This window comes from Sinomonas sp. P47F7 (assembly GCF_049332655.1).
Taxonomy (GTDB): domain Bacteria; phylum Actinomycetota; class Actinomycetes; order Actinomycetales; family Micrococcaceae; genus Sinomonas.
In genome coordinates this window covers 1210578-1234817 of sequence record NZ_CP186327.1, presented here as the reverse complement: position 1 = coordinate 1234817, position 24240 = coordinate 1210578, and the positions used below count along the sequence as shown (strand labels likewise).

The 24240-nt window shown below is 66.9% G+C and carries 24 protein-coding genes; 15 read left to right on the top strand and 9 right to left on the bottom strand.

Translation table 11 applies throughout. The annotated features are described in order from the left end of the window. Positions 1 to 19: 19 nt before the first annotated feature. From ACOKR1_RS05940 to ACOKR1_RS05920, 5 genes are all read right to left on the bottom strand, one after another. Positions 20 to 1207: an ABC transporter permease gene (locus ACOKR1_RS05940; RefSeq protein WP_422935792.1), complete on the bottom strand. Its 1188-nt coding sequence runs from the start codon at positions 1205 to 1207 to the stop codon at positions 20 to 22. An 84-nt stretch (positions 1208 to 1291) separates the two neighbouring features. Further along, entirely contained in the window at positions 1292 to 1990 is a 699-nt protein-coding gene (locus ACOKR1_RS05935) for an ABC transporter ATP-binding protein (RefSeq protein ID WP_422935791.1), read from the bottom strand. After that, complete coding sequence (locus tag ACOKR1_RS05930) at positions 1987 to 3135, bottom strand: peptidoglycan-binding protein (RefSeq protein WP_422935790.1); 1149 nt, start codon at positions 3133 to 3135, stop codon at positions 1987 to 1989. Before ACOKR1_RS05930 ends, ACOKR1_RS05935 begins: the two co-directional genes overlap by 4 nt. A gap of 85 nt (positions 3136 to 3220) precedes the next feature. Then, entirely contained in the window at positions 3221 to 4060 is an 840-nt protein-coding gene (locus ACOKR1_RS05925; protein ID WP_422935789.1) for a hypothetical protein, read from the bottom strand. A 110-nt stretch (positions 4061 to 4170) separates the two neighbouring features. Then, positions 4171 to 4524, bottom strand: coding sequence for a hypothetical protein (locus ACOKR1_RS05920; protein WP_422935788.1), 354 nt, complete (start codon positions 4522 to 4524; stop codon positions 4171 to 4173). 309 nt (positions 4525 to 4833) lie between these two features. On the opposite strand from ACOKR1_RS05920, the gene ACOKR1_RS05915 reads away from it, so the two are divergent. Continuing rightward, positions 4834 to 5274 carry a VOC family protein gene (locus ACOKR1_RS05915; protein WP_422935787.1) on the top strand — a complete coding sequence of 147 codons (441 nt, stop codon included), beginning with the start codon at positions 4834 to 4836 and terminating at the stop codon, positions 5272 to 5274. Positions 5275 to 5314: 40 nt separating this feature from the next. On the opposite strand, the gene ACOKR1_RS05910 is transcribed toward ACOKR1_RS05915, so the two are convergent. After that, entirely contained in the window at positions 5315 to 5557 is a 243-nt protein-coding gene (locus ACOKR1_RS05910) for a hypothetical protein (RefSeq protein WP_422935786.1), read from the bottom strand. Between the two features lie 502 nt (positions 5558 to 6059). On the opposite strand from ACOKR1_RS05910, the gene ACOKR1_RS05905 reads away from it, so the two are divergent. From ACOKR1_RS05905 to ACOKR1_RS05890, 4 genes are all read left to right on the top strand, one after another. Continuing rightward, entirely contained in the window at positions 6060 to 7316 is a 1257-nt protein-coding gene (locus ACOKR1_RS05905; RefSeq protein WP_422935785.1) for an ABC transporter substrate-binding protein, read from the top strand. A gap of 155 nt (positions 7317 to 7471) precedes the next feature. Continuing rightward, a complete protein-coding gene (locus tag ACOKR1_RS05900) occupies positions 7472 to 8368 on the top strand; it encodes a carbohydrate ABC transporter permease (protein ID WP_422935784.1) in 897 nt (298 codons plus the stop codon). Next, positions 8365 to 9255 (top strand): carbohydrate ABC transporter permease, encoded by an 891-nt coding sequence (locus tag ACOKR1_RS05895; RefSeq protein ID WP_422935783.1) that lies wholly within the window; start codon positions 8365 to 8367, stop codon positions 9253 to 9255. The genes ACOKR1_RS05900 and ACOKR1_RS05895 overlap by 4 nt, the downstream gene beginning before the upstream one ends. A 69-nt stretch (positions 9256 to 9324) precedes the next feature. Beyond that, positions 9325 to 11073, top strand: a complete 1749-nt coding sequence (locus ACOKR1_RS05890) for a DUF5605 domain-containing protein (protein WP_422935782.1) — start codon at positions 9325 to 9327, stop codon at positions 11071 to 11073. On the opposite strand, the gene ACOKR1_RS05885 is transcribed toward ACOKR1_RS05890, so the two are convergent. Further along, on the bottom strand, positions 11060 to 12100 hold the full coding sequence (locus tag ACOKR1_RS05885; RefSeq protein WP_422935781.1) for a LacI family DNA-binding transcriptional regulator: 1041 nt from the start codon (positions 12098 to 12100) through the stop codon (positions 11060 to 11062). The two genes, ACOKR1_RS05890 and ACOKR1_RS05885, sit on opposite strands and share 14 nt — an antisense overlap. A 113-nt stretch (positions 12101 to 12213) precedes the next feature. Between ACOKR1_RS05885 and ACOKR1_RS05880 the strand changes: the two genes are divergently transcribed. After that, entirely contained in the window at positions 12214 to 12765 is a 552-nt protein-coding gene (locus ACOKR1_RS05880) for a carboxypeptidase-like regulatory domain-containing protein (RefSeq protein ID WP_422935780.1), read from the top strand. 55 nt (positions 12766 to 12820) lie between these two features. Here the strand turns inward: ACOKR1_RS05880 and ACOKR1_RS05875 are convergent, their stop codons facing one another. Both ACOKR1_RS05875 and ACOKR1_RS05870 read right to left on the bottom strand, forming a co-directional pair. Then, on the bottom strand, positions 12821 to 13423 hold the full coding sequence (locus tag ACOKR1_RS05875) for a hypothetical protein (protein ID WP_422935779.1): 603 nt from the start codon (positions 13421 to 13423) through the stop codon (positions 12821 to 12823). Positions 13424 to 13723: 300 nt separating this feature from the next. Beyond that, complete coding sequence (locus ACOKR1_RS05870; protein WP_422935778.1) at positions 13724 to 13948, bottom strand: hypothetical protein; 225 nt, start codon at positions 13946 to 13948, stop codon at positions 13724 to 13726. Between the two features lie 403 nt (positions 13949 to 14351). On the opposite strand from ACOKR1_RS05870, the gene ACOKR1_RS05865 reads away from it, so the two are divergent. The 9 genes from ACOKR1_RS05865 to ACOKR1_RS05825 all read left to right on the top strand — a co-directional run bounded on the left by ACOKR1_RS05865 (position 14352) and on the right by ACOKR1_RS05825 (position 24159). Next, positions 14352 to 15749, top strand: coding sequence for an IS1380 family transposase (locus ACOKR1_RS05865; RefSeq protein ID WP_422933120.1), 1398 nt, complete (start codon positions 14352 to 14354; stop codon positions 15747 to 15749). A 253-nt stretch (positions 15750 to 16002) separates the two neighbouring features. After that, a complete protein-coding gene (locus ACOKR1_RS05860) occupies positions 16003 to 16335 on the top strand; it encodes a TfoX/Sxy family protein (RefSeq protein ID WP_422935777.1) in 333 nt (110 codons plus the stop codon). A gap of 21 nt (positions 16336 to 16356) precedes the next feature. Further along, the gene (locus ACOKR1_RS05855) at positions 16357 to 17130 is read left to right on the top strand and encodes a methyltransferase domain-containing protein (protein WP_422935776.1); all 774 of its coding nucleotides are present in this window, start codon (positions 16357 to 16359) and stop codon (positions 17128 to 17130) included. A 226-nt stretch (positions 17131 to 17356) separates the two neighbouring features. Then, positions 17357 to 18337, top strand: coding sequence for an ABC transporter ATP-binding protein (locus ACOKR1_RS05850; protein WP_422935775.1), 981 nt, complete (start codon positions 17357 to 17359; stop codon positions 18335 to 18337). A 1-nt stretch (position 18338) separates the two neighbouring features. Beyond that, positions 18339 to 19955, top strand: coding sequence for an ABC transporter permease (locus ACOKR1_RS05845; protein ID WP_422935774.1), 1617 nt, complete (start codon positions 18339 to 18341; stop codon positions 19953 to 19955). Next, the gene (locus ACOKR1_RS05840) at positions 19952 to 20422 is read left to right on the top strand and encodes a GbsR/MarR family transcriptional regulator (RefSeq protein ID WP_422935773.1); all 471 of its coding nucleotides are present in this window, start codon (positions 19952 to 19954) and stop codon (positions 20420 to 20422) included. Before ACOKR1_RS05845 ends, ACOKR1_RS05840 begins: the two co-directional genes overlap by 4 nt. Positions 20423 to 20674: 252 nt before the next feature. Beyond that, positions 20675 to 22735 carry a phosphocholine-specific phospholipase C gene (locus ACOKR1_RS05835; protein ID WP_422935772.1) on the top strand — a complete coding sequence of 687 codons (2061 nt, stop codon included), beginning with the start codon at positions 20675 to 20677 and terminating at the stop codon, positions 22733 to 22735. A gap of 217 nt (positions 22736 to 22952) precedes the next feature. Then, positions 22953 to 23603, top strand: coding sequence for an SDR family oxidoreductase (locus ACOKR1_RS05830; protein ID WP_422935771.1), 651 nt, complete (start codon positions 22953 to 22955; stop codon positions 23601 to 23603). Position 23604: 1 nt separating this feature from the next. Beyond that, the gene (locus ACOKR1_RS05825; protein WP_422935770.1) at positions 23605 to 24159 is read left to right on the top strand and encodes a dihydrofolate reductase family protein; all 555 of its coding nucleotides are present in this window, start codon (positions 23605 to 23607) and stop codon (positions 24157 to 24159) included. The last annotated feature ends 81 nt before the right edge of the window (positions 24160 to 24240 follow it).

Here is a 24240-nt window from a genome sequence, read left to right as displayed (position 1 = left end):
TCCCCACGTTGGGCGGCCTCTAACGGCTCAGCGCCTGCGCCGGTGTGATCCGGGTGGCTCGCAATGCCGGGTATGTACCAGCGATCACCCCCGCGCCCGCTCCCGCGACAATCGCAAGAGCCGGGATCGCAGGATCGAGGACGGGCACCCATCTGTTGACCAGCGATACCGCGACGGTAACCACCAGACCAATGGCCGTGCCGAGGGCTCCCCCAAGGAGGCCAAGCGCTGCGGTCTCGCCCAGAACCTGAAGGAAAATATCAGTCCGGCGGGCACCAAGGGCGCGTCGGAGGCCGATTTCGTGGGTCCGCAGGACGACTCTCACAGCAGTGGTGTTCCCGATCGAAATTGCCCCGAGAGCCAGGATCACCAAACTGACAACAACACTCAGTTGCGTCATGCTGCCCTCGACCTCCTGTCTGAGGGTCTTCGGATCTGGAGGCGCGATGACGTCCACCAGGTCCGGCTGGGCGGGGGTGATGGCAAGGGCGGCCTGCCGCCCAACCTGAGAGGCGGCGCCGGGGACAGTCTCGAGGAATATCTGGCGGTTCGGGATCTGGTTGGCGCCGATCCCTGCCGCTTCTTGAGCCGTGATCGGCAGGACGATCCCTCCAATCGCCCCCGGCACTCGAGCGACGTCGCCGTAGATGCCGATGACCGTAAGGCCAACGTCGCCGATGAACACGGCGGCGCCGGGCTGGGCCACGCCGAGTTGAGCGGCCACCGGCTTGGACAGCATCACGACAGGATCCGCGCGACGCACATGTCCGTCATCGAAGGTCCTGCCCATAACTTGAGTGGGGGCAATGGCCGCGAGACTCTCCGCGTCCACCGCGTACACGTCGGCAGTCACCTTGTTGTCGGTTGGCGAGTAGAGACGTCGGACATCAACCGCCTTGACGGTCGCGATGCGCCCCGCGTGGACCACGCCGGCGATCGTGCGGGCGTTTTCGGCGGCTGCCGACGTGAACCATCGCCCTGTCGTCTCGGCCTCGTCCCCTACAGGCAGACCCAAGCCACGGGACGTAACGGTGACTTCGGTGGCCCGGCGTACATCGAAGGACGCCGAAACCTGGTGGCCGGCGGTTCCCGTGAGGCCGAGAGTCGCGACGAACGCCGCACAGCCCAGGAGCGCGCCCACTGCAGAGATCAAGGAGCGGCCAAACTCCCTCGTCACCGAGCGCCACGATTCCCTCACGATGTCCATCGCGCCGAGGCGGCTCCTCCTCAAGTGGAGGCGCTCGAATTCACCCGTGGTTCCCCTAGGCATTCGCCAGAGCCTCCTTCGCAGTCACGAATTGACCCGTTCGCTGACCATCCCGTCTCTGACCGAAACCGTACGCCGCATCAACTTGGCGAGCTCCAGATTGTGGGTGACCAAAACGATCGTCTGTCCGTTCTCGTGGAGGTCGGCGAGGATATCCATCACTATCCCGGTGTTATGGGAGTCGAGATTTCCGGTCGGCTCGTCGCAGAACAGAACCTCCGGGTTGAGGCATATCGCCCGAGCAATCGCGGTGCGCTGACGTTCGCCGCCGGAGAGTTCGCGAGGATCAGCTTCGCGACGGTGTATGAGCCCAAGGGTTTCGAGGGCGTTCTGGGTCCGCTCGCGTCGCTCGACGGCCGGGATCCTCGCGTACATCATGGCCAACTCCACATTCTCGGCGACCGTTCTGTGCGGCAGAAGATGGAACGATTGGAAGACGAATCCGAACTTCTGCCCGCGAACCGCGCCACGCGTAACTTCGTCGGCCGCCGTCACGTCCACCCCTTCCAGGAAATAGGCGCCGCGAGTGGGAGTGTCGAGAAGCCCAAGAATGTTGAGCAGCGTCGACTTCCCCGAGCCCGAGGGCCCAACAATGGCAACGGATTCGCCCTTGCCGACAAGAAGGTTCACCGGCTGGAGGGCGTGGACCGGAACCCGGCCGGCGTAGGTTTTCACGACGTCGCGAAGCTCAATGACCCGTGCAGGGTCGCTCGTGATCTTCATCCGGCAGACAGTGTTCCGAGAACGACTGCGTCGCCTTCTTTGAGTTCGGATCCGGGCTTGATTTCGACCCATCCATCGATGTTGGCTCCGGTGATCACCGTGATCCGCCGGTTCTGATCCGACGCAGGGATGACGTAGCTCGCCCCATCCTGAGTGGAGTAGACCGCGGTAATCGGCAGGACGAGCCCTTCGGCGGTCGAACCAGTGGAGATCTCGAGTCTTGTGGAGGTCCCGGCGGCCGAGACGGGAGCAATTCTGGCCGGGTCGACGAAGCTCAGGTCGATCCTCACGCCCTGGCCCAGGCCGGGGACCTCCCCAACCGAAGAAGCCACAGCGGACACTTTCACCGGGTACTGCTCACCGGCTGCTCCGGTGAGCGTCCCGGCCGCCCCGGGCTTGAGCTTCGCTGCACGGTCGGCAGTCGTAGAGGCCACAACGGTGCTTGCCTGCCCATCGAGCTTGGCTAGAACGGTGTCTCCACCGATCTTCTGCCCGACCTTGATCGGAATCGAGGTGAGAGTGCTCCGTGAGCTGGGCATGACCAGTACGCTGCGGGCCGGCAGGAACACCTCCTTCTGGCCAGCCCCGTTCGCTGATCCCCCACCACCGCCCGCGCGGCCACCGGCACTGCTGGGAGTAGCCGTTGCTGCAGCCCCTCCCCCAACGCCAAGCGGCGACTCGGCCGTGGGAACCTTGTAGCCAAGCTTCGCGTAGAGCTGCTTCAGGCCGCTGCGGGTGCGTGCGTCGAAGGTCCCGGTCCCGCCTGCGGCGTAGCCGAGATTCGCAAGGGTCTTCTGCAGCTGAACCACGTCGGGGCCGGAGTCGTCGGCGTGGATGTCGCGGTAGGCGGGAAACGGCCAGTTCATCGCAATGAGCGGCTCCCCGTTTGCCTCGACTACTACTGCCCCGGTCGCGACAGAACCCTCTGATGCAGCAGGAATCGCGGTGACGACCATTCCCGCCGCGACCAGGGCATCAGATGGTTTGAGATCGACCGTGGCGCCGGGCGCCACGATCGCCCGCACCACGACCTTTGCGGTGAGGGCGCGCCTCTCCGCCGTCGCCGTGATCGCGGACGACGACGGCGGAGCGGCCTCCGCTGCCACCTGCTGCGGTGTGCGGAGCTGGGGAAAGACGAACGCCACCAAGCACGCGACTAAGGCCGCAACGAGCGCGGAAACCCCGAACCAGACCCAGAGACGAGCATGGTTGCTTCTCTGCCGCACCGGATTACGGCTTCGTCTGCACAGCGGCTGCAGCAGACTTGGCCAGCTCTCTGATCTTTGGATTCAACTCAGTCAGCGTTGCCTCGTTCTTAGCCAAAGCGGCATTCTTTGTGTCATTGTTGGCCCTGTTCCAGTCGGTTTGGGCTCCAGTCTCCAAGGAGCACCGATACATCGCGGCGGCAGACTCCGACTCCTCCGCGGTGGGAAAGTAGTGCTGGGTCGGTTCTGCGGGAATCACTTTTGTGCCGGTTCCTTGGGTCAGGTCAACTGCCTCAGGCATTCGGGGAGCGACACCAAGCGGGACCCCGAAATCCACCCCCCACCTGATCGACTTATGAGGTCCGTTGGGATCAACGGGATATCGGCCCTTATCCATGCACTCAAAGACCCTCTTTGTCAATGCATCCTTGTTCTGACTCGGGCTGGTCGCGAGAGTTTCGGCAAGCACATTGCCTAGCTGTGAGTACGCGTTGACCACGTCCTCGTTGCCCGATGTCCGGCGCAGCGACGCCTGGCGACAGTCCTCGAACACCTTGAGGATGGAGCGGTCATCGGGGACCACCTGCGCATCGAGTCCGGGAATGCTGCTCCCGTACCCCGTCGCTCGGGCGTTCTCCTCCGACGTGAACCACGGGGATTCTGAAAAGGCCCTAAAGGTTGTCTCATAATCCGGGGTCGAAGCCGATGATCTAAACTCGTTAGCCTTCAGCGCAGGGAGCACCTCAAGATACTCCGGGTACCCGTTATCGGCATAACACCTGTATTCCAGCTCCCTCATCGCCGAATTGATACTCAGCAATTCGTCGGCCAAAAATGCGCTGTAAGGGTCGTTTGGATCGGGCATGGGCAACGAACCTGTGGGAACGGTCCTGCTGACGCACGCGGTCGAAGCTGCTCCGCAGAGTACGACCATGGCCAGTGACGCGATAATCTTCTTCAAGATCAGCCGGGCTACTAGAAAATTCGGACCGCCAGCGTGTTCACGAACGGATAATCGAACCACCCGCGATACTTCGGGTTGCGCACTATCGAATACCAATTTCGCCCATCAGCGTAATTGTAGTAGTAGATATTGCCCTTGTTGTTCCCGGTGTAAAGGGTGCGCGTGTTCCGCTGAAACGTACCGGTGTTGCCCGCATTGGCAAAACACTGGCTACCGCGATAAATGTCGGTGATCGTATAGAAGTCATCACGGCCTCCACAGTCAACCTGATTGATCGCGCTCGCCGCCGGCGCGGCAGCCAACGCAAGACCCCCAGCAACTGCAGTTGCCGCCATGGTGCTAGCAGCTTGCTTCCAGAACTTCATCTCTGAATCCCCCATTCCAACGATCATTCACTCACTCGCCGCGGGAGGGCTCAGCGCCCGAACTCCCGCACGAGCACTCATCCAAGCAACGAGAGACCCCCAGTGTCAAGTGAGAGGTAATCATCTAAGAAGCAAAGTTAGGCGAATCTTAGGCACCTGCCCGCAACTTCCCCGTCATTCCGGGCGACAGCGCCCCTCGAAGTTAGGCGCAGGTTAGGCGTCACGCGGACTCGGACCCATGGCGGACGGCCGACGATCGATCCGATTCAGGCCCACGAACCGACAGCTCGCCTCGTTAGGCTCGGAACCATGACCATTCAGCGCATGGACAACGTCGGAATCGTCGTCGACGACCTGGATGCCGCCGTCGCATTCTTCACGGAGCTCGGCATGGAGCTCGAAGGTAGGGCTCAGATTGAGGGCCTGTGGGCGGACCAGACCGTTGGGCTCGACGGCATTCGAAGCGAGATCGCAATGATGCGGACCCCAGACGGCCACGGCAAGCTCGAGCTAGCGAAGTACTACGCCCCCGCACTGGTCCACGCCGAACCGAAGAACCCGCCGCCCAATACGCTCGGCCTGCATCGCGTCATGTTCGCCGTCGACGACATCGACGACACCATCTCCCGGCTGCGCACCCACGGCGCCGAGGTCCTCGGCGAGGTGGCCCAGTTCGAGAGCATCTTCCGGCTCTGCTACCTCCGCGGCCCTGCGGGCATCATCCTCGCCTTGGCCGAACAGATCGGCTGACTCGGGGCCTGCTGCAGGCAACACCTTTCGCGATCAGGGACTAACGCTCGTCACTCGCCGCTCGGGCCGCCGCGTCGCGGATCATCCATCGACGGACAAGGATCACGTCGACCGCGGCTTCGAGAGCGACGACAGTCCAGAACAGCCAGATCGGAACTCCCGCGAAGATGGTCCCCAACAACAGGGTGACGAGGACCGCGGACGCTGCGATCTGGTAGATCGTTCTCGCCGGGGTGGCATTGCGCGCCTCCCCGTACTCCCTCAGAAGATGAAGGATCCTCACCGGCGCCACCCGCCCAGAGTGCCACCGACGCGAAGCGTCGACTCCCGTGCAAGCAGATTGTGCATGGATCCCCCAATTCCCACGATCGCTCATTCAGCTGCGGCGGCGGACCACCACGCCCCACCGAGACTTCAGACAAGCAACAGGGGTCGTCCTTGTCAAGCACGTCGTAACGAGCATAGAAGTAAAGCTAGGCGGATCTTAGGCCCCCCCCCCCCGGAACCCGCCCCGCCGGCTCGCCCCGGCGATCGGCACCTCGACGTCGTCATCAGCGCCGGACCCGCCTCCGCCGTCGTCATCCGCGCCCACCCCGCCAGTCCACACCACCCGCCTACTTCAGCGAAAAAATTGGTCAACCGGTTGACTATGTTATGCATCACACCCATACTCGATGCAGGCACGGTTCGAGACCTTGCTCCAGACGCCGGACCTCCCGGCGCAAGGGGGAACTTCGACAATCGGGGCGCCGATGCAGGCCGCCCTCAACAGAAAGGACGCAAGGATGCGTTGGTTCGCAAAGGCCGCCGCCGCGGTTGCGGCGGTTGCCCTGCTGGCGGGGTGCTCCGCCGGCGCCAGCAGCAGTTCGGGCGACACGACTCTGCAGTGGTGGGTCGTCAACCCGTCCAACCAGAAGGCGCAGGACGCCCTCAACAAGATCGTCACCGACTTCGAGGCCGCCAACCCCGGCATCAAGGTCCAGCTCACGGCCCGCGCCGTCGACGCGCACAAGGACGCGCTCCGCACCGCGATCGGCACGCCGGCCGCTCCGGATATCTACCAGTACTGGGCCGGGCCAGGCCTCGGCGGCGAGCTCGTGAAGGCCAACGCGAGCGCGGACCTCACCGACTACTACAAGCAGTACAACTGGGACTCCCGGTTCACCGACGCCGCCCTCGGGCCCGTCAAGCAGTACGGCGGCTACAACGGCGTCCCGTTCAAGCTCAACGGCCAGGCGCTCTACTACAACAAGAAGCTCTTCGCCCAGGCCGGCATCACCACGCCGCCTACCACGCTCGTCGAGCTCGACGCGGACGCCCAGAAGCTCAAGGACGCCGGGATCACGCCAATCGAGTTCGGCGGAACGGTCAACTGGCACGTCATGCGCCTGCTCGACACCTTCCTCGAGGGCAACTGCGGCTCGGCGACGTTCGACAAGCTCGTGACGAAGAAGGCCAACTGGGGCACCGAGCAGTGCGTCACGAAGTCCTTCACCGAGCTGCAGAAGTGGTCGAAGAACTACTTCAACCCGGGCTTCATCGGCATCAACAATGACGAATCGTCGGCCCTGTTCTACTCGGGCAAAGCCGCGATGGCCCTCGAGGGCGACTGGTTCAACGCCTCGATCGCAAGCAACAACATGAAGCCTGAGGACGTCGGGATCTTCCCCCTCCCCACCGGGACGGGCCGCCTGTACGGCTTCGAAGAGGCCGAGTACATCACCAAGGACAGCTCGCACAAGGACGCCGCCGCGAAGTTCGTCGACTACCTCACGTCGACCAAGGTCCAGCAGGACAACCTCGGAACGTTCGCGACCCAGTCGGTGGACAAGGACGTCAAGTCCACCGCGACGGATTCGCTGACCACGTCCTGGAACAAGGTCTTCACGGACGCCAAGGGCCTGTATATGAACAACGATCAGAACCTCTCGCAGACCGCGACCACCGAGTACTGGCGCATCCAGAACCTCGTGGCCACGGGCGGCATGGACCCCTCGAAGGCAGGGGCCGAGCTCCAGAAGTTCCTGGACTCCAACAGCTGAGGAGATCCGGCCGCGGCGGCAGCGCCGCTACGGCACCGCCGCGGCCGGACCCCATCGAAACTGTCAAAGGCGATACTTTGTCAAAGCTTCTTGCCGCCGGCCAGGCCGGCCATCCGACGCCGGCGATCGCACCCCGATCGCGCAAGGCACCGAGGATGCGGCGCATCCTCAAGGGCGGATTCATCGCCGCCCTCCCCTTCCTCGCCCCCGCGCTTGCCGCCTACGTCGTGTTCGTCATCGGGCCGATGGTGAGCGCGGTCCGGCTGAGCCTCTACAAGTGGTCCGGATTCAACTCCGCTCCGGAGGTGTTCGTGGGCTTCGAGAACTTCGTGCGTCTCGTCACGAAGGATCCGGTGTTCTGGACGGCCGTGCAGAACACGGTCGTGTGGGTCCTGCTCTCCTTGGTGATCCCCACCTCCTTGGGGCTCATCATGGCGCTCGCCCTCAACCGGAAGATCTTCGGCCGGAACCTGTTCCGCTCCGTCTTCTACATCCCCGGCGTCTTGGCCCCCATCGCGATCGCCAACATGTGGCGTTGGATGTACAACCCCAACTACGGGGCGATCAGCGACATCGCGAAGTGGCTGCACCTCGGCGACGGATCCGGCACCACGCTGCTGAGTGACCCGAAGACCGCCATCTATGCGATCTTCGCGGCCTTCGTCTGGCAGGTGGCAGGCCTGAACATGGTGTTGTTCCTCGCCGGCCTCCAAAGCGTCTCGAAGGAGCTCGTCGAATCCGCCCGCATGGACGGGGCGAGCGCCTGGCAGGTGTTCCGCCACGTGACCCTTCCCGCGCTGCGGCCCACGGTCGTCGTCGTGCTGGTCCTGACGATCGTCAACTCGATCAAGGTCTTCGACCTCGTGGTCGGCATGACGGGCGGCGGGCCGGCGCAGAAGTCCCAGGTGCTCGCGCTCTGGTCCTACACCCAGTCGTTCCTCAACCACGATTTCGGCATGGGCAACGCGGTCGCCACGGTCCTCCTCCTCATCACGATGATCCTCGTGATCCCCTACCTCATCTGGTCCACCAAGGGAGCTGACGACAGATGACCACCCTGACACTCCGCAGGACCTCGGCCGCCGCCCCCAGCCGGCGGCGCAAGGCCCCCGCTTCGCGCGACTACGTCCGCATCGGGCTCTGGATCACCCTCGCGATCACCATGGTCCTGTGGGCCCTGCCGCTGCTGTTCATGCTCGTCACGTCGCTCAAGAGCGAGAACGAGATCTTCTCGTCGTCGCCGTTCTCCCTCCCGAGCGCGGCGCAGTGGGAGAACTTCGCGAAGGCGATCCAGACGGGCAACTTCTTCAGCGCCGCAGGCAACAGCCTCCTCATCGCGGTGATCAAGGTCCCGATCGGGCTGTTCATCTCCGCGGCGGCGGCGTTCGCGCTCTCGAGGATCCGCTTCCGCGGCAGCAAGCTCCTGCTCGGGGCCTTCGCCCTCGGCTCCATGGTCCCGATCCAGGTGGCGCTCGGCCCGCTCTTCAAGACCATCCTCGGCCTGGGCCTGCTCAACACCCCGTGGGGCGTGATCCTCCCGTACATCGGCTTCGGCCTGCCGTACCAGATCTTCATCCTCTACGGCTTCTTCTCGTCGATCCCGCGCGAGATCGACGAGAGCGTGAGGGTCGACGGCGGCGGGAACCTGCGCTTGTTCCTCCAGATTGTCCTGCCGCTGTCGAAGCCGGCGCTCGCCGCGCTCTTCATCCTCGACTTCGTCTCGACGTGGAACGAGTACGCGATCGCGCTCGTGATCCTCCAGAGCAAGGCGTCGATGACCATCCCGCTCGCCATCCAGAGCTTCCAGTCGCAGTTCACGAGCTCCTACGGGCCGCTCAACGCCTTCACTGTCATGTCCATCCTCCCCGTGGTGATCGTCTACCTGCTCTTCCAGCGGTACTTCGTCCAGGGCATGTTCACCGGCGCGGTCAAGGGCTGAGCCCACACCGCCCCGCCGCGCCCCGCCCAGCCACAACCAGCCCGGCCGCACCGAGCAGAGAAAGCCACCATGCCGAACTTCACCCCCGAAACCCCGCTCTTCGAGGTCATGCGCGATCCGCGCGCCCACCAGGTCATCGCCGCCGAACTCCCGGAGCTTGCGGGGAATCCGATCCTGCACACGCTCTACCACTATCCGCTGGGGCTCATTCTGAGCACGGAGGATCGGCTCCGGGGCGACGTTCGCCGCCAAGCCGCGGTCCTGGCGCGGGTCGCCGAGGCGGGGGACGCGCCGTCGTCCGCCGCCCCGGCGGGCGACGTCCCGGCCCCGGCCCCGAACTACGACGACGAGGCGACGGCACGCGGGAGCGCCGTCGTCCGTCATGCGGACCTCGTGCCCACGTGGACCGCGTTCGAGGCGACCTTCGATGGCCCCTCGCACGGCAACCCCTTCACGGACGTCGAGCTCACGGCGACGTTCACGCGCGAAGGTGCCGTGCTCCAGGCGCCCGGCTTCTACGACGGCGACGGCCAGTACCGGATTCGCCTCCTCGTTCCCGCCGAGGGCGAGTGGAGCTTCACGACCTCGAGCAACGCGCGGTCGCTCGACCGGATCACGGGCGCGTTCAGCGCGGGGCCGGCGGCGTCGCGCGGCCCGGTGCGCGTCGCGGACACCTTCCACTTCGCGTACGACGACGGCACCCCCTACGTGCCCATGGGCACCACTTCCTACGTGTGGACCCATCAGGGCAACGACCTCGAAGAGGCCACGCTCGAGGCGCTCAAGACCGGGCCGTTCAACAAGATGCGCATGTGCGTGTTCCCCAAGTCGTATCTCTTCAACGAGAACGAGCCCGAGCTGTACCCGTACGAGGGCTCGCTCGAGGAGGGGTTCGACCACTTCCGGCCCAACCCCGCGTACTGGAGGCACTTCGAGTCGCGGATCGACCAGCTCGACGAGCTCGGCATCGAGGCCGACCTCATCCTCTTTCATGCCTACGACCGCTGGGGGTTCTCGACGATGAGCGCGGCCGCGGACGATCTGTACGTCAAGTACGCCGTGGCCCGTCTGGCCTCCCGCCGGAACGTCTGGTGGTCGCTGGCCAACGAGTACGACCTCATGTTCGAGAAGACCACGGAGCGCTGGGAGCGCTTCGCGTCGATCGTCACCGCGAACGATCCGAGCGGCCACCTCCTGTCCATCCACAACTGCCGCGAGTTCTACGACCACAGCCGCCCGTGGGTGACGCACTGCAGCATCCAGCGGCGTGACGTCTACAAGACGTCGGAGATGACCACCGAGTGGCGGGCCGCGTACGGCAAGCCGATCGTGATCGACGAGTGCGCGTACGAGGGCAATATCGACCAGGGCTGGGGCAACATCACCGGCGAGGAGATGACGCGCCGCTTCTGGGAGGGCGCCGTCCGCGGGGGCTACGTGGGCCACGGCGAGACGTATGTGGACCCCGACGACGTCCTGTGGTGGGCCAAGGGCGGGACCCTCAAGGGGACGAGCCCCGAGCGCATCGGCTTCCTGCGCCGCATCCTCGAGGAGAGCCCGCACGGTCACCTCGAGCCGCTCGACGGCCACTGGGACGCGCCGAGCGCCGGGATTCGGGACGAGTACGAGCTCATCTATTTCGGATTCAACCAGCCGACGTATCGGAGATTCGTGAAATCGCCGGAGATGGCCTACGTCGTCGACATCATCGACACCTGGAATATGACCGTCGAGACTCTGCCGGGGACCTTTTCGGGCCGCTTCCGCATCGAGCTTCCGGGGCGGCAATACATCGCGGTGCGGCTCAGGGCTTTGTAGAGGCCGACGACGGCGGAGCCGTTGACTCCCGCACGATGAGGGACGGCTCGATCGAGTAATTCGGCCTCGGGGCCTCGCCGCGCACGAGTGACAGGACGGTGAGCAGCGCGGCCTCGCCGATTTGCTCGAAATCGATTCGGGACGAGGTGAGGGGCGGGGTGAAATAGCGAGCCTCGGGCATATCGTCAAATCCGACGATGGAGAAGTCCCGGGGCGCAGTGAATCCCCGCGCGTGAAGCACGCTCGAGAATCCCAAGGCGATCTCGTCATTCGCCGCGAACACCGCGGTGAACTGCGCGGGGTCGATCGTCTCGGCGCACGCGGCGCCCGACGCGGCGTCCCACTCCGCGCACTCCAGAATGGGGAGCGGAGCGAGTCCCGACGAGGCGAGTTCGTCCTGGTAGGCGCGGCGTCGCGTGCGCGATTCGTTGCGGTTCGCCGGCCCGGCGATGTGCAGGATGTCGCGGTGCCCGAGCTCGATGAGGTGCCGCACGGCCAGGCGCGCCGCTGCGTAGGAACGAGAATGCACCGTCGGCGCGTCCCCCTCTCCGCCTTCCGAGAGCAGGATCACCGGGACGGCGTCCTTCACGTAGTCGACGAGCGCCTCGCCGCCGACGAACGGCGTCGCGATCACGAGGCCGTCGACTCGCATCGAGAGGAGCCTGTCGATGTCGCGGAATAGCTCGGCCTGAACGCCGGGGTCGTCCGGATCCGGTTCGAAATGGGACGTCACGAGAGTTTGGCTGTGAGCCCTCGCGGCGTGGTTGAGACCCATGAGAATGCTCGCGTTGCCGTAGTTGATCGGGCCCAGCGAAAGGAATCCGATGCTCTCGGTCCGATCCCCCCGCAACTGTCGCGGCAGGCGATTCTGGCGGTAGCCGAGGTCGCTTACCGCTGCCTCGATCCGCGAGCGCGACTCGGTCGAAACGTAGCCGCCGTTGAAATAGCGCGAGACCGTTTGTGCCGACACCTCGGCCCGACGCCCGACGTCGATCATGGAGGGCCGTTTGCGAGGGCCAGAATTCACCGATGCCTCCCCTTCGAATCGAAAGCGGGGGTGAGCATTCAGTCTATGGCGTGCGCCGCCGTCGTCCTTTCGCCTCTCGACGCTGCCGCCGCGCGGTGCCACCATGTGGTGGCATGAGACCGGGTACAGCGCTCGGAGCGGCGATCGTTGCCGCCTCGCTGCTCGTGGCGTCCTGCGGCGCCTCCGCTGGGTCGGGCGGCGGCAGCCCGACAGCGGGTGGCGGGAGCGCCACCGCGGCCTCGGCGACGGCGACGGTCAGCGCGGGGACGATCGGCCCCGGCTCGACGCCGCCCGCACCACCGCCGTCAAGCTCGACGACGCCGAGCCCCACCGCGGCGAGCACGCCGCCACTCTTGCCGCCGCACGGCGCGGGCGCCTACGGGTACGTCACGGCCGGGCCGACCTGCCCGGTCGAGCGGCCGGACCAGCCGTGTCCCCCGCGCCCGGTCTCTGCCGTCGTCGAGGCCCGCGACTCGGGTGGCAGCACGGTCGCATCGGTGACCAGTGACTCGTTCGGCCGCTACGCGCTCGGCCTCTCCCCCGGCGCCTACGTCCTCGTCGTCGTCACCGCGAACGACTGGCCACGGTGCTCCGACACCCACGTGACGGTGCCGCCGGGTTCGGCCGCGCGCGCGGACATCTCGTGCGACACGGGAATTAGGTGAGCGGACGTGCGATTGGCCCACGGCCGTTGCCAATACCCCGACAAGCTCAGCATGCCTACCGCGCCCCTTTCGCCTCCTGAAACAGCCGGCGCAGCGTGAAGAAACACCCCAGGGCTCCGAACAGGAGAGCCATGAGGAGGTCTTTGGAGATCACGCTGTAGAAGTTCGAATTGTGTGTCGTGTTGTAGGCCATGAGCCGCCACGGATCGGCCTTGAAAACCCACATAGCCGGGTTCCCGCCCAGAATCCGGGCGGCATCGAGCCAGACACCGCCCACAAACCCGAGCACGATAGTCGCCGCGCAGACGACGGCGATGACGGTCGCCCCCGCAATAGTGATCCTGGCAGCGCCGAGGACGTACAGTTTCGCGGCAAGGGCAGCGGCGATAAACGCCGTCAACGAGCTCATCCAGCCGACGCTCCAGAGCGCCATCCAGAGCACGACCCCGGCGGGAACCGCCAGGAGCGCGAACAGCGCCCCGCGCCCGGGACTTGCCAGGCTGAGGTCGAGCCGCGGTTTCGGTCGGCGCGAATCGGCAAGTTCCGGATACCCATCGGGCATCCTCTGTCCTAAATGGAGCATCGCACCGTACTCGGCGGGCGGCCATTCCCGCCTCGGATTCGCCGGATCGCTGGATTCGCCTGATTGATTGCGCACGGAAGTTCCCCCTTCTCAGATTGGCGCCGCTTCGCCGCACCGAGCCGAGACGCACGCATTCCGCCGAAAACGGGCACCAGGCCGAGCAGAATGACAGAGACGTCCCGAAAATGGGAACAGAAAACCGCGAGAGCAGACCTCACGTAAATCCCCCAACAGGTGCGAGCGACGGCGTCAGAAGCCCCGAAATCCCGCCTGACGCCAGCGACAGAGTCACTGTAAGGCCCGCCCCAGTTCGCGGACAAGACCCACACTATTTACGGCACCACGAAATTGCCCGTCATCATCATGTCCTCGTGCTCAGAATGTGGCCGTGGAAAACGCAGTTGCCTGAGCAGTCGCGGCCGCGACTGCGGCAAGCTGGCCGTCCCGGGCCCGGTGCCACAAGGCCGACGAACTGTCTCGGAAGGTCAGTTCAGCGCAATAGTCGGAGTTCTTGAAGATCGGCTCGAGCTGGTCGTGCGCCGCGGGCACGGGGATCGCCTCCGGCTCGCAGAAGTAGATGCCGGGCGGGAGGATGGTCATCCTCAGGTCGAGCCTCGGGATCGGAACCTTGTTGTTCCGCGAGCGGGACAGCGGCCGCTGGATGTCGAGGTCGTAGTCTCGGCGTGCGCCGTAGATCTGGCCACGAAGAACAGCGCAATGGCCGTCGTCGCGAGGCTTCCCAGCACTTGAAAGATGTCAACCCAATTCACGTGTTCCCCCTGGCGTTCGATCATTAGGCCGCGAGCAGCATGCCCGTCCGCGCATTCCGGGGACAAGTCAATGACACACCCACCCCGCCTCCGTAGCGAACCCGCGGCCCTAGCCCGGATCTTCCACGGCAGGGCTGGATGATCGGCGCGTAGAAACACGGAAGTGCCCTCTGATCAGGGAAGACTTGGGATTGCGACGTCTCAAGAACCCCTGAATGGAAGGCACTCCGTAGGTGAAGCGTACTTCGTGGTCGGCCGGTCTGCATGTCACCGCTGACGGCACCGGCGTGGTGGCCCACGCGGGCAGCGCCGCGCTGCGGCTCTTGTCCGACCGGACCGGGCTCACGGCCGAGCTGTCCAAGGCGATGGCGCGTCGGGCGTTCATTCCCGGCCACGACCGGGGCCGGGTCCTGACGGACGTGGCGGTGATGCTCGCCGACGGCGGGGAGGCGATCGCAGACATCGACGTGCTGCGCCACCAGTCCCAGGTGCTCGGGCCGGTCGCGTCGCCGGCGACCGTGTGGCGGGCGCTGGACGAGACCACGGCCGCGAGGCTGAAGAAGATCCAGTCTGCCCGGGCCCGTGTCCGCAGGAACGTGTGGGCGCAGCTGGGACTCCGTGGCGGCATTCCGTCGTCGAAGGCCGCCGGAGCTGATCTCGGCTCCACCGTCGTGCTGGACGTTGACGCGACGGTCGTGGTCGCGCACTCCGAGAAGGAGAAGGCCGCGCCGACGTTCAAGCGGACCTTCGGGTTCCACCCGCTGGGGGTCTGGTGCGACAACACCTCCGAGTTCCTCGCCGCCAGGCTCCGGCCCGGCAACGCCGGGTCGAACACGGCCGCAGACCACATCGAGGTCCTCACCGAGGCGATCTCCCAGATCCCCGCAGCCTGCAGAAAGAGGATCCTGGTCCGCTCCGACGGGGCAGGGGCCTCCCACCAGCTCCTGGACTGGCTCGATCGCCAGGGCAGGGTCCGGGGCCGCCGGGTCGAATACAGCGTCGGGTTCGCCATCACGGAGAAGATCCGCGAGGCCATCGCCCAGATCCCGGCCCGGGTATGGGCCCCGGCCCTGGACGCCGACGGCGGAATCAGGGACGGCGGCGACATAGCCGAGCTCACCGGGCTCCTGGACCTGACCGGCTGGCCGGAGGGCATGCGCCTGATCGTGCGCCGGGAACGCCCCCACCCCGGCGCACAGCTGTCCCTGTTCGAAGAGGCCGACGGGTGGCGGTACCAGGCCTTCGCCACCAACACGGCCACGGGGCAGCTGGCGTTCCTCGAGGCCCGCCACCGGGCCCACGCCCGCGTCGAGGACCGCATCCGCCACGCCAAGGACACCGGCCTGGGCCGGTTCCCGTCCCGGGACTTCGCGATCAACCAGGCCTGGCTCATGCTCGCCCAGATCGCCGCGGACCTGACCGCGTGGGCCCGCATGCTCGCCTTCACCGGCGACGCCGAAGTGCTCGCGGCCTGCGAGCCCAAAGCCCTGCGCTACCGGTTCCTGCACGTCCCCGCCCGACTGGTCCACGGCGCCCGGCGTCGATGGCTCCGGATCCCCGAGACCTGGCCCTGGGCCCCAGCGATTGTCGCGGTCTTCGCCAACATCGCAGCCATCCCGAAACCTGCCTGAGCGAACCCGTCCGCCCACGACCGAAGGAACCGGAGAACCGCAGCCCGGCAGCGCCAGCCGGCACTCCGCCATGCCCACGACCGCATCACAAGACATCGATCAGGATCGAGCTGCGAGGCCCTCGGCCCAGCCGAACACATGAAAGACCGAGGCTAGGTGCCGATCAAGCGCAAGCTCAGTGGCACACCGTCAGTCCACGCGCTCAAGGTGGCCGACGATTGCGGGGGCGGGCGGGCGCTGGGACGATGAACGCGTGGCCTACGACACTGAGCTTGCCGACCGGATCCGCGACGTCCTCGTGGGGAAGGCCGATTTCACGGAGAAGAAGATGTTCGGCGGTCTCGCGTTCCTGATCGGCGGGAATATGGCCGTGAGCGCGAGCGGCCAGGGCGGCATGCTCCTCCGGGCCGATCCGTCGGCGAGCGACGAGCTCTGCGCGAACCCCGGCGTCGAACGCGCCATCATGCAGGGGCGCGCCATGGACGGCTGGCTCCGCGTCGCGGACACCGCGATCGCCTCCGACGACGATCTTGAGCGCTGGGTCCAGGTCGGCGTTCTCTACGCGAGCTCGCTCCCGCCGAAGTAGGCACGGACTCAAGGAGGATCCATGGACTCCACGCCATATCAGCTCGACACCGTTGACCTCGAGGCTCGGGTCAAGTCGATCTACGAGTTGGTTGCCAATTTTCCGCAGCAGGAGTTCCATTTCGAGACCGGCAGAAATCTCGCCGAGCGTCTGGGCTATCTGCCGGACGATCTGGACCGCGTGCCGACCGAGGCCGTCGAGTCGTTCGCGGGCGTCGGCTACTTCCATGACCTCGCCGCTCTCCAACCGGGCGAGCGCGTGCTCGACCTGGGGAGCGGCTCGGGCATGGACACATTCCTCGCCTCGGTCGCCGTCGGCCGTGAAGGATCCGTGATCGGCGTCGACATCACCGCCGCCCAGATCGCGAAGGCGCGGCGCCTCGCGGAAGGCTTTGCCAACGTCGAGTTCCGCGAGGGCCGCTTGGAGGAACGCGCCGTGGACAACGGCGCGATCGACTGCGTCATCTCGAACGGGGTGATCAACCTCGTGCCGGACAAGGCCCGCGCGTTTGCCGCTGCAGCCCGGGCGGTCCGCCCCGGCGGCCGGCTGGCCATCGCGGACATCGTCGCCGACACAGAGATGCCCACCTCGATCACGTGCGACGCCTCCCTGTGGGCCGCGTGCATCGGCGGGGCAATGCAGCGGGACCAGTTCCTCGCCATCATCGAGGGAGCGGGCTTCCGCATCGAGACAGTGCGCCCGAACGAGGCGTACCAGTTCCTGTCCCGGCAAGCCCAGAAGGCGACGTCGAAGTACGGCGTTGCGAGCATCAGCGTCCTGGCCCGCCGCGAGTAGGGCGGCGTGGGGCGAGGACATCTCCCCCAGAAATGTCCCGCCCAAAGCGCGGCTTAGGGCGGGACATTTTCGGCGGCAGTCGACCCACGGTTTCGCCGTGGCAAGCACGACGGCGGGAGGCCCGCCCCACGTCCGCCGCGCCACGCCGTCGCCCGTCAGCGGGCGCCGTGTTAAGATTTCGTTTTGAATATTCAGAAGTTTGTGAAAATTGCGTACACTCACAGCCATGGACACTGTCATCCAGACTGCTGATCTTCACAAGAACTTCGGTCAGGTCAAGGCGCTCGACGGCCTCGACCTCGAGGTTCACTCCGGCGAGATCCACGGCTTCCTCGGCCCGAACGGCGCCGGGAAGTCCACGACGCTCCGGATCCTCCTGGGGCTGGCCCGCGCGTCGTCCGGCGCCGCGACCGTGCTGGGACGCAACCCGTGGACGGATGCCGTCGAACTCCACCGCCGTGTCTCGAGCGTGCCCGGCGATGTGAACATCTGGCCCAACCTCACCGGCGGCGAGACCATCGACCTCCTGTCCCGCCTGCGCGGTAGCACCCTCGACCGCGACTACAAGCAGCGCAAGCAGCGCCTCAGCGAGATCTTCGACTTCGATCCTTCGAAGAAGGGCCGCGCGTACTCGAAGGGCAACCGCCAGAAGGTCGCGCTCATCGCCGCCCTCGTCACGGACGCGGAGCTCTACCTCCTCGACGAGCCCACGAGCGGCCTCGACCCCCTTATGGAAGCAGTCTTCACCCGCGAGGTGCGCCGCCTGAGCCGGGAGAACGGCGCAACCGTGCTCCTCTCGAGCCACATCCTCTCCGAGGTGGAGCAGCTCGCGGACCGCGTGAGCATCATCCGTTCGGGCAAGATCGTGGACGGCGGCACGCTCGACGCGCTCCGCCACCTCACCCGCACCGAGATCTCGTTCGCGCAGGACAGCGTCGACACCCGAGCCCTCACGACCCTCGCGCAAGTCCACGATCTCACCGTCACGGACGGCAGGGTCAAGTTCGGCGCCGACTCCGACCGCGTGCACGAGGTCCTCCCCCTCCTCGGCAACCTCGGCGTCAAGGGCCTCCTCGTGGCCCCGCCGTCGCTCGAGGAGCTCTTCCTCCGGCACTACGGCGATACCGTCACCCCGGTTGCCGAGGCCGCGGACGACGGCGAAGCCCACCACCGGCGCCACCGCGCGGCGGCGAGGACGGGAGCCTGAGATGATCTGGGTCCTTTACCGGCAACGGCTCCGCCGCGACCGGTGGCAGCTCCTCAGCTGGGTCCTCTCGATCGGCGTCCTCGCGTGGTTCGCCGTCGAGGCGATCGGGAAGACGTTCGGGGACGAGGCCTCCCGGGCCCAGGTCCTCCAGCTCGCGACCGCGACCCCGGCAATCCTCGTGCTCCGCGGCCTGGCCCGCGGCCCCCAGCTGGACGCCTTCACGTTCTTCGAGATCTTCTCCTTCATCGCGCTCTTGGCCGGCCTCATGAACACGTTCATGGCGGTCCGCCACACGCGGGCCGAGGAGGAATCGGGCCGATCCGAGCTCCTCTCCGCCACGGCCGCCGGACGCTGGTCTCCGCTTGCCACAACGATCGTCCACGGCCTGGTCGCGGACGTGCTCGTCGCGGCCGCGACCGCGCTCGGGTTCATGGGCGGGGGGCTCGATCCTGCGGGCTCGGTCGTGGCCGGGCTCGCGACCGGCGCCGTGGGCTTCGCGTTCCTCGGTGTCGGCCTGCTGGCCGGGGAATTCTTCAGCACGTCGCGAGGCGCCAACGGGATCTCCGCCGCGGCCGTCACGGTTGCGTACCTCCTGCGGGGTTTCGGGGACGCGACCGGGAAGGTCGAGCCGGACGGGATGACCATGACGGCGGCCTGGCCGAGCTGGATCTCCCCCATCGGCTGGGGGCAGCAGACCTTCGCGTACACCGGCAACCGGCTGTGGCCGCTGCTCCTGCCGCTCGGGCTCGCGGTGGTGTGCATCGCCGCCGTCGTCGGCCTCATGGCGCGACGGGACGTCGGCGCCAGCGTCCTCGCCGGGCGGGCCGGGCGACCGGACGCCGGGCCGACGCTTCGCGGGCCGTTCTCGCTCGCGTTGCGCCTGCAGCGGGGGGCGATCATCGGCTGGTGCATCGGCGGCCTCGCAACAGGCGTCCTCACGGGCTCGCTCGGCTCGGCGATCCAAGCGTCGATCACCTCCAGCCCCCAGGTCACGTCGATCCTCCGGGCCATGGTCGAGGCGCAGGGCACCTCGATGACCCAGCTCCTCGTCGCGGCCCTGTTCGAGATCGCCGGGATCCTCGCCGCGGCCTGCGGGCTCCAGGCCGTCATCCGGCTACGCCAGGAGGAGGCCGCCGGCACGGCGGAGCTCGTGCTCTCGCGGCCCCTCGGGCGCATGCGGTGGCTCGGGAGCTTCCTCTCGCTCGGCGCCGCCTCGATGGTGCTCGTGATGTTCTTCACCGCCCTCGGCGCATGGGCCTCGCTCGTTGCCTCCGGTGACACGTCGAGCGCAGTCGGCGACGTGTGGCAGACCGCGCTCGACCAGCTGCCTGCCGCGCTCATCTACCTCGCGCTGCCCGCAGCGGTGTTCGTCGTGTGGCCGCGCGCCACGATCACCGCCGGGTGGTCGCTGCTCGGCGTGGGCGTGGTGCTCGGCATCTACGGTGGAATGCTCGGCTTCGACCAGAAGATCCGCGACATCTCACCATTCACGCACACCCCGGTCACCACAGGGACGGGCACTGACTGGAGCGGCGGATTCTGGATGCTCGGCATCGCCGTGGTCCTCGCCCTCGTGGCACTCGTGGCCATACGCCGCAGGGAAGTAGGAACAGCGTGAGCGAACCAGCAGCCAACCGAATGGCCGACGGCGCAGAGACGTCCGCGGCCGTGCTGACCGCCGCCGGCTTCCCCAAGATGCCTGCTCGGACGCTCATGGCGCTCGTCGTCTCCGCGGACGGATCCCTCACCGCCGCCGAGCTTGCCGAGATGCTCGGCGCGAGCCCGGCCGCGGTCTCGGGCTCCGTGCGGTACCTGCAGACGGTCGGCTTCGTGCACCGGGTTTCGCAGCCCGGGAGCCGACGCGACCGCTACGCGCTCCCGGACAACGCCTGGTACGTCGCGTCGCTCCGGCAGAACCCGGTCTACGAGCGGCTCGCGGACCTCGCCGACGCGACGGCGCTGCAGCTGCCCGACGGCTCGGCGGCGCGCGCGCGGGTCGAGGAAATGGGCCACTTCTACCGATTCCTCATGGCGCGGCTGCCCGAACTCCTTGACGAATGGGAGCACGAGCGGCTCGAGGTGTGAGGTTCGGGTACTCCTGCCCGGTTGAACTTTCCCAACCGGTGGGAGCGCGGCGTGTCGCGGCACGGCACACATTTTCCGGCGCGAGAAACGGGCCGGAGCAGAGACAGCGGCGGGTGGCCGGCAATGGGGGGCCACCCGCCGTCATCTGTTGCCGCGCAGGTTTCAACCCAGCGCAACCCGCACGTCATCTAAAGGTGGCAGGCTCCCCGCGGGGGACTACAGGAGAACTGAAGCCCACAGGGAGGACCCTCCATGCCAAACCTGAACCGCCGCCATTTCCTGCAGCTTTCGGCTGCGACCGCGGCCTCTACGGCCATCGCGGAAATGCTAGGGGAGAGCATCGCACGCGCCGCGACCATCCCCGCCAACCGGGCGACCGGCTCCATCAAGGACGTCGAGCACGTGATCGTCTTCATGCAGGAGAACCGCGCGTTCGACCATTACTTCGGCACGCTCAAGGGTGTGCGCGGGTTCGGCGATCCGCACCCGGCCGTCCTCCCGAGCGGGAAGAATACGTTCGCGCAGAACAACGGCACCCGGGACATCCTCCCCTACCACCCGACTGCGCCGAACCTCGGCATGCAGTTCATGGAGGACCTCGACCACTCGTGGAAGCTCACTCACGAGGCGTTCAACGTGGGCAAGTACGACAAGTGGCTCCCCGCCAAGTCGGAGGCCACGATGGCGTTCTACGAGCGCGGCGACGTCCCGTTCCACTTCGCCCTCGCGGACGCGTTCACCATCTGCGACCAGTACCACTGCTCGCTGCTCGGCCCCACGGACCCGAACCGCTACTACATGTTCACCGGCTGGGACGGCAACGACTACAAGGCCGGCGGGCCCGACCTGTGGAACGCCGAGGTCGGCTACTCGTGGAGCTCCTACCCGGAGGAGCTTGAGAAGGCCGGCGTGAGCTGGAAGGTGTACCAGGACGTCGGCGACGGCCTCACCGCCGCGGGCTACTGGGGCTGGACGGGCGACCCGTACATCGGCAACTACGGCGACAACTCGCTCCTCTACCTCACGCAGTACCAGAACTCGAAGCCCGGCAGCCCGCTCTACGAGAAGGCGCTGACCGGCACGAACGCGAAGGCCGGCGACGACCTGTTCCGGATCTTCCGCGAGGACGTGGCGAGCGGCAAGCTCCCGCAGGTCTCCTACATCGTGGGCCCGGAGGCGTACACCGAGCACTCGAACTGGCCGCCGAACTTCGGTGCCTGGTACACGGCGAACATCCTCAACATCCTCACGTCCAACCCGGACGTCTGGAGCAAGACGGCCGTGTTCTTCATGTACGACGAGAACGACGGTTTCTTCGACCACGTCGTCCCGCCGCACCCCAACACCTCGCAGATCCCCGGCGCTTCGACCGTCTCGACCGAGGGCGAATGGTACGACGGGCGCATGACGTTCTCCGGGATCGCCGACGTCCCTGGCCATTACGGCCTCGGAGTGCGCGTGCCGATGCTCGTGGTCTCGCCGTGGAGCATGGGCGGGTGGGTCTGCTCGGAGACGTTCGACCACACGTCGATCGTGCGGTTCCTCGAATCGCGTTTCGGCGTGAAGTCGCCCAACATCTCCCCGTGGCGCCGCGCGGTGTGTGGCGACCTCACGAGTGCGTTCGACTTCTCGTCGAACGGTGGCGCGGCCCCGGCGCTGCCCGACACCTCGGCGTTCAAGCCCGCGGACCACAACCGGCACCCGAGCTACGTGCCGACGCCTCCCGCCGTCAACGCGATGCCCGGCCAGGAGAAGGGCACGCGCCCGTCGCGCCCGCTCGGGTACGCGCTCGAGGTCTCGGCCTCTGTGGCGGGCGGCAAGCTGTCGGCGCACTGGTCGAACCCTGGGGCGCTCGGCGCGCACGTACAGGTCCGCTCGAACCTCCTTCCCGCGGGCCCGTACTCGTACACGATCGGCGCGGGCGCCGGCCTTGACGCGTCATGGGCGCTCGGTGCCGAGTACGACGTGCACATGCACGGCCCGGCGGGCTGGTACCGCCGCCTTGCGGGCACGACGGCGGCCGCGGACATCCGCGTCTCGGTGACCCGCGACGGGGTGGCCGGCCACGCACAGTTCCGTATCGAGAACGCCGGTTCGGCAGCGGCCGCGCTCTCGCTCACGGACGCGTACGGCGCCGGTTCGCAGGCCCTCGCACTCAACCCGGGTCAGGCCAAGACCGTGGTGATCCCGACGCAGGGCGGCTGGTACGACCTCAAGGTCACGGCCGCGGCCGATCCGAAGCTCGTGCGCATTCTGGCCGGGCGCCTCGACGACGGCCGGCCGCTCACGTCCGACCCGCAGCTGGGCCGCTAGTCCCCTAGGCTTCGGCCTCCTGGCGCGCCGCGCTCCTGTCCGATTGATACTTCTCAATCGGTCGGGGGCGCGGCGCGTTCTGCCCAACACGCAGTCCCGAACCCTAGAAGTGGACCCGAGCGCTCGCTACCGTGGCACGTGGGCCACCAGAGGAGGCTCCGCGGGCCAGGCTGGCCCCGCGGCGCACGCGGCACGCAGCACGGGAGGGAGGCGGCCCATGGCACGGATCGCCGTCATCGGAGGGCACGGAAAGATCGCGCTGCTGCTCGCGCCGCTACTCGCCGCGCGCGGGGACGTGGTCACTGCGGTCATCCGCAACCGGGACCACACCACGGACGTCACGGCAGCCGGAGCCCATCCGGTCGTGGCCGACGTCGAACAGCTCAGCACTGGGGAGATCGCGGACCTCCTCGCGGGGCACGACGCGGTCGTCTGGTCCGCGGGTGCGGGCGGCGGGAACCCGGCCAGAACCTACGCCGTGGACCGCGACGCGGCGATTCGATCGATGGACGCGGCCGCGAAGGCGGGCGTCAAGCGCTACATCATGGTCTCCTACCTCGACGCTCGCCCGGATCACGGTGTCCCGCCCGAGCACTCCTTCTTCCCGTACGCCGAGGCGAAGGCCGCGGCGGATCAGTATCTCCAGAACACGGATCTCGACTGGACCATCGTCGCGCCGAGCACCCTCACCCTCGAGGCGGGGAGCGGCGGGATCGCGATTGTGGACCACTCGAGCCCCGGGACCGTGAGCCGCGCGGACGTTGCCGAGGTCGTGGCAGAGGTCCTCAAGCGGCCCGTGACGGCTGCCAAGTTCATTGGCTTTGTCCAGGGCAGCACGCCGATCGCCGACGCACTCGCGGCGCTCTGACATGGCGAAGCTCATTTACTCCGCGATCACGTCGGTTGACGGCTACATCGCCGACCGCGACGGCCAGTTCGGCTGGGCGGAACCGGACGCCGAGGTGCACGCCTTCGTGAACGACCTCCTCCGGCCGGTCGGCACTCACCTCTACGGGCGCCGCATGTTCGAGGTCATGCGCGCGTGGGGCGATCCCGCCTTCGTCGAGGGCGAGCCGAGCGTCATGGTCGACTTCTCGGGCCTCTGGCGCGCGGCGGAGAAGATCGTCTATTCGAGCACACTCGAGGCGGCGGACTTGGAGCGAACCCGTCTCGAGCACCGCTTCGATGCCGAGGCCGTGCGCGCGCTCAAGGAAACGTCGGTCGCCGACCTCGCGATCGGCGGTGCCAGCCTCGCCTCCGCTGCCTTCGCCGCGGGCCTCATCGACGAGGTCCACTTGCTCCCAGCCCCGGTCTCGGTGGGCGGCGGCACGGCGGCTATGCCGAGCTTCCGAATCGACCTTGATCTCCTGTCGACGCGGCAGTTCGCGAGCGGCTTCGCGCACCTTCACTACCGCGTGCGGTAACCACATTGCCACGGACCGCGCGCCGACCCCGAGCTGACTGTCCTGGGCACCGACCACGGAGGCCACTGCGCCTCCCCTACT

What these genes read in the sequence shown, in the direction of transcription:
- ACOKR1_RS05940 (WP_422935792.1), bottom strand. Translation starts at nt 1,207, where the DNA reads ATGGACATCGTGAGGGAATCGTGGCGCTCGGTGACGAGGGAGTTTGGC.
- ACOKR1_RS05935 (WP_422935791.1), bottom strand. Translation starts at nt 1,990, where the DNA reads ATGAAGATCACGAGCGACCCTGCACGGGTCATTGAGCTTCGCGACGTC.
- ACOKR1_RS05925 (WP_422935789.1), bottom strand. Translation starts at nt 4,060, where the DNA reads ATGCCCGATCCAAACGACCCTTACAGCGCATTTTTGGCCGACGAATTG.
- ACOKR1_RS05920 (WP_422935788.1), bottom strand. Translation starts at nt 4,524, where the DNA reads ATGAAGTTCTGGAAGCAAGCTGCTAGCACCATGGCGGCAACTGCAGTT.
- ACOKR1_RS05915 (WP_422935787.1), top strand. Translation starts at nt 4,834, where the DNA reads ATGACCATTCAGCGCATGGACAACGTCGGAATCGTCGTCGACGACCTG.
- ACOKR1_RS05905 (WP_422935785.1), top strand. Translation starts at nt 6,060, where the DNA reads ATGCGTTGGTTCGCAAAGGCCGCCGCCGCGGTTGCGGCGGTTGCCCTG.
- ACOKR1_RS05900 (WP_422935784.1), top strand. Translation starts at nt 7,472, where the DNA reads ATGCGGCGCATCCTCAAGGGCGGATTCATCGCCGCCCTCCCCTTCCTC.
- ACOKR1_RS05895 (WP_422935783.1), top strand. Translation starts at nt 8,365, where the DNA reads ATGACCACCCTGACACTCCGCAGGACCTCGGCCGCCGCCCCCAGCCGG.
- ACOKR1_RS05890 (WP_422935782.1), top strand. Translation starts at nt 9,325, where the DNA reads ATGCCGAACTTCACCCCCGAAACCCCGCTCTTCGAGGTCATGCGCGAT.
- ACOKR1_RS05880 (WP_422935780.1), top strand. Translation starts at nt 12,214, where the DNA reads ATGAGACCGGGTACAGCGCTCGGAGCGGCGATCGTTGCCGCCTCGCTG.
- ACOKR1_RS05870 (WP_422935778.1), bottom strand. Translation starts at nt 13,948, where the DNA reads ATGACCATCCTCCCGCCCGGCATCTACTTCTGCGAGCCGGAGGCGATC.
- ACOKR1_RS05855 (WP_422935776.1), top strand. Translation starts at nt 16,357, where the DNA reads ATGGACTCCACGCCATATCAGCTCGACACCGTTGACCTCGAGGCTCGG.
- ACOKR1_RS05850 (WP_422935775.1), top strand. Translation starts at nt 17,357, where the DNA reads ATGGACACTGTCATCCAGACTGCTGATCTTCACAAGAACTTCGGTCAG.
- ACOKR1_RS05845 (WP_422935774.1), top strand. Translation starts at nt 18,339, where the DNA reads ATGATCTGGGTCCTTTACCGGCAACGGCTCCGCCGCGACCGGTGGCAG.
- ACOKR1_RS05835 (WP_422935772.1), top strand. Translation starts at nt 20,675, where the DNA reads ATGCCAAACCTGAACCGCCGCCATTTCCTGCAGCTTTCGGCTGCGACC.
- ACOKR1_RS05830 (WP_422935771.1), top strand. Translation starts at nt 22,953, where the DNA reads ATGGCACGGATCGCCGTCATCGGAGGGCACGGAAAGATCGCGCTGCTG.
- ACOKR1_RS05825 (WP_422935770.1), top strand. Translation starts at nt 23,605, where the DNA reads ATGGCGAAGCTCATTTACTCCGCGATCACGTCGGTTGACGGCTACATC.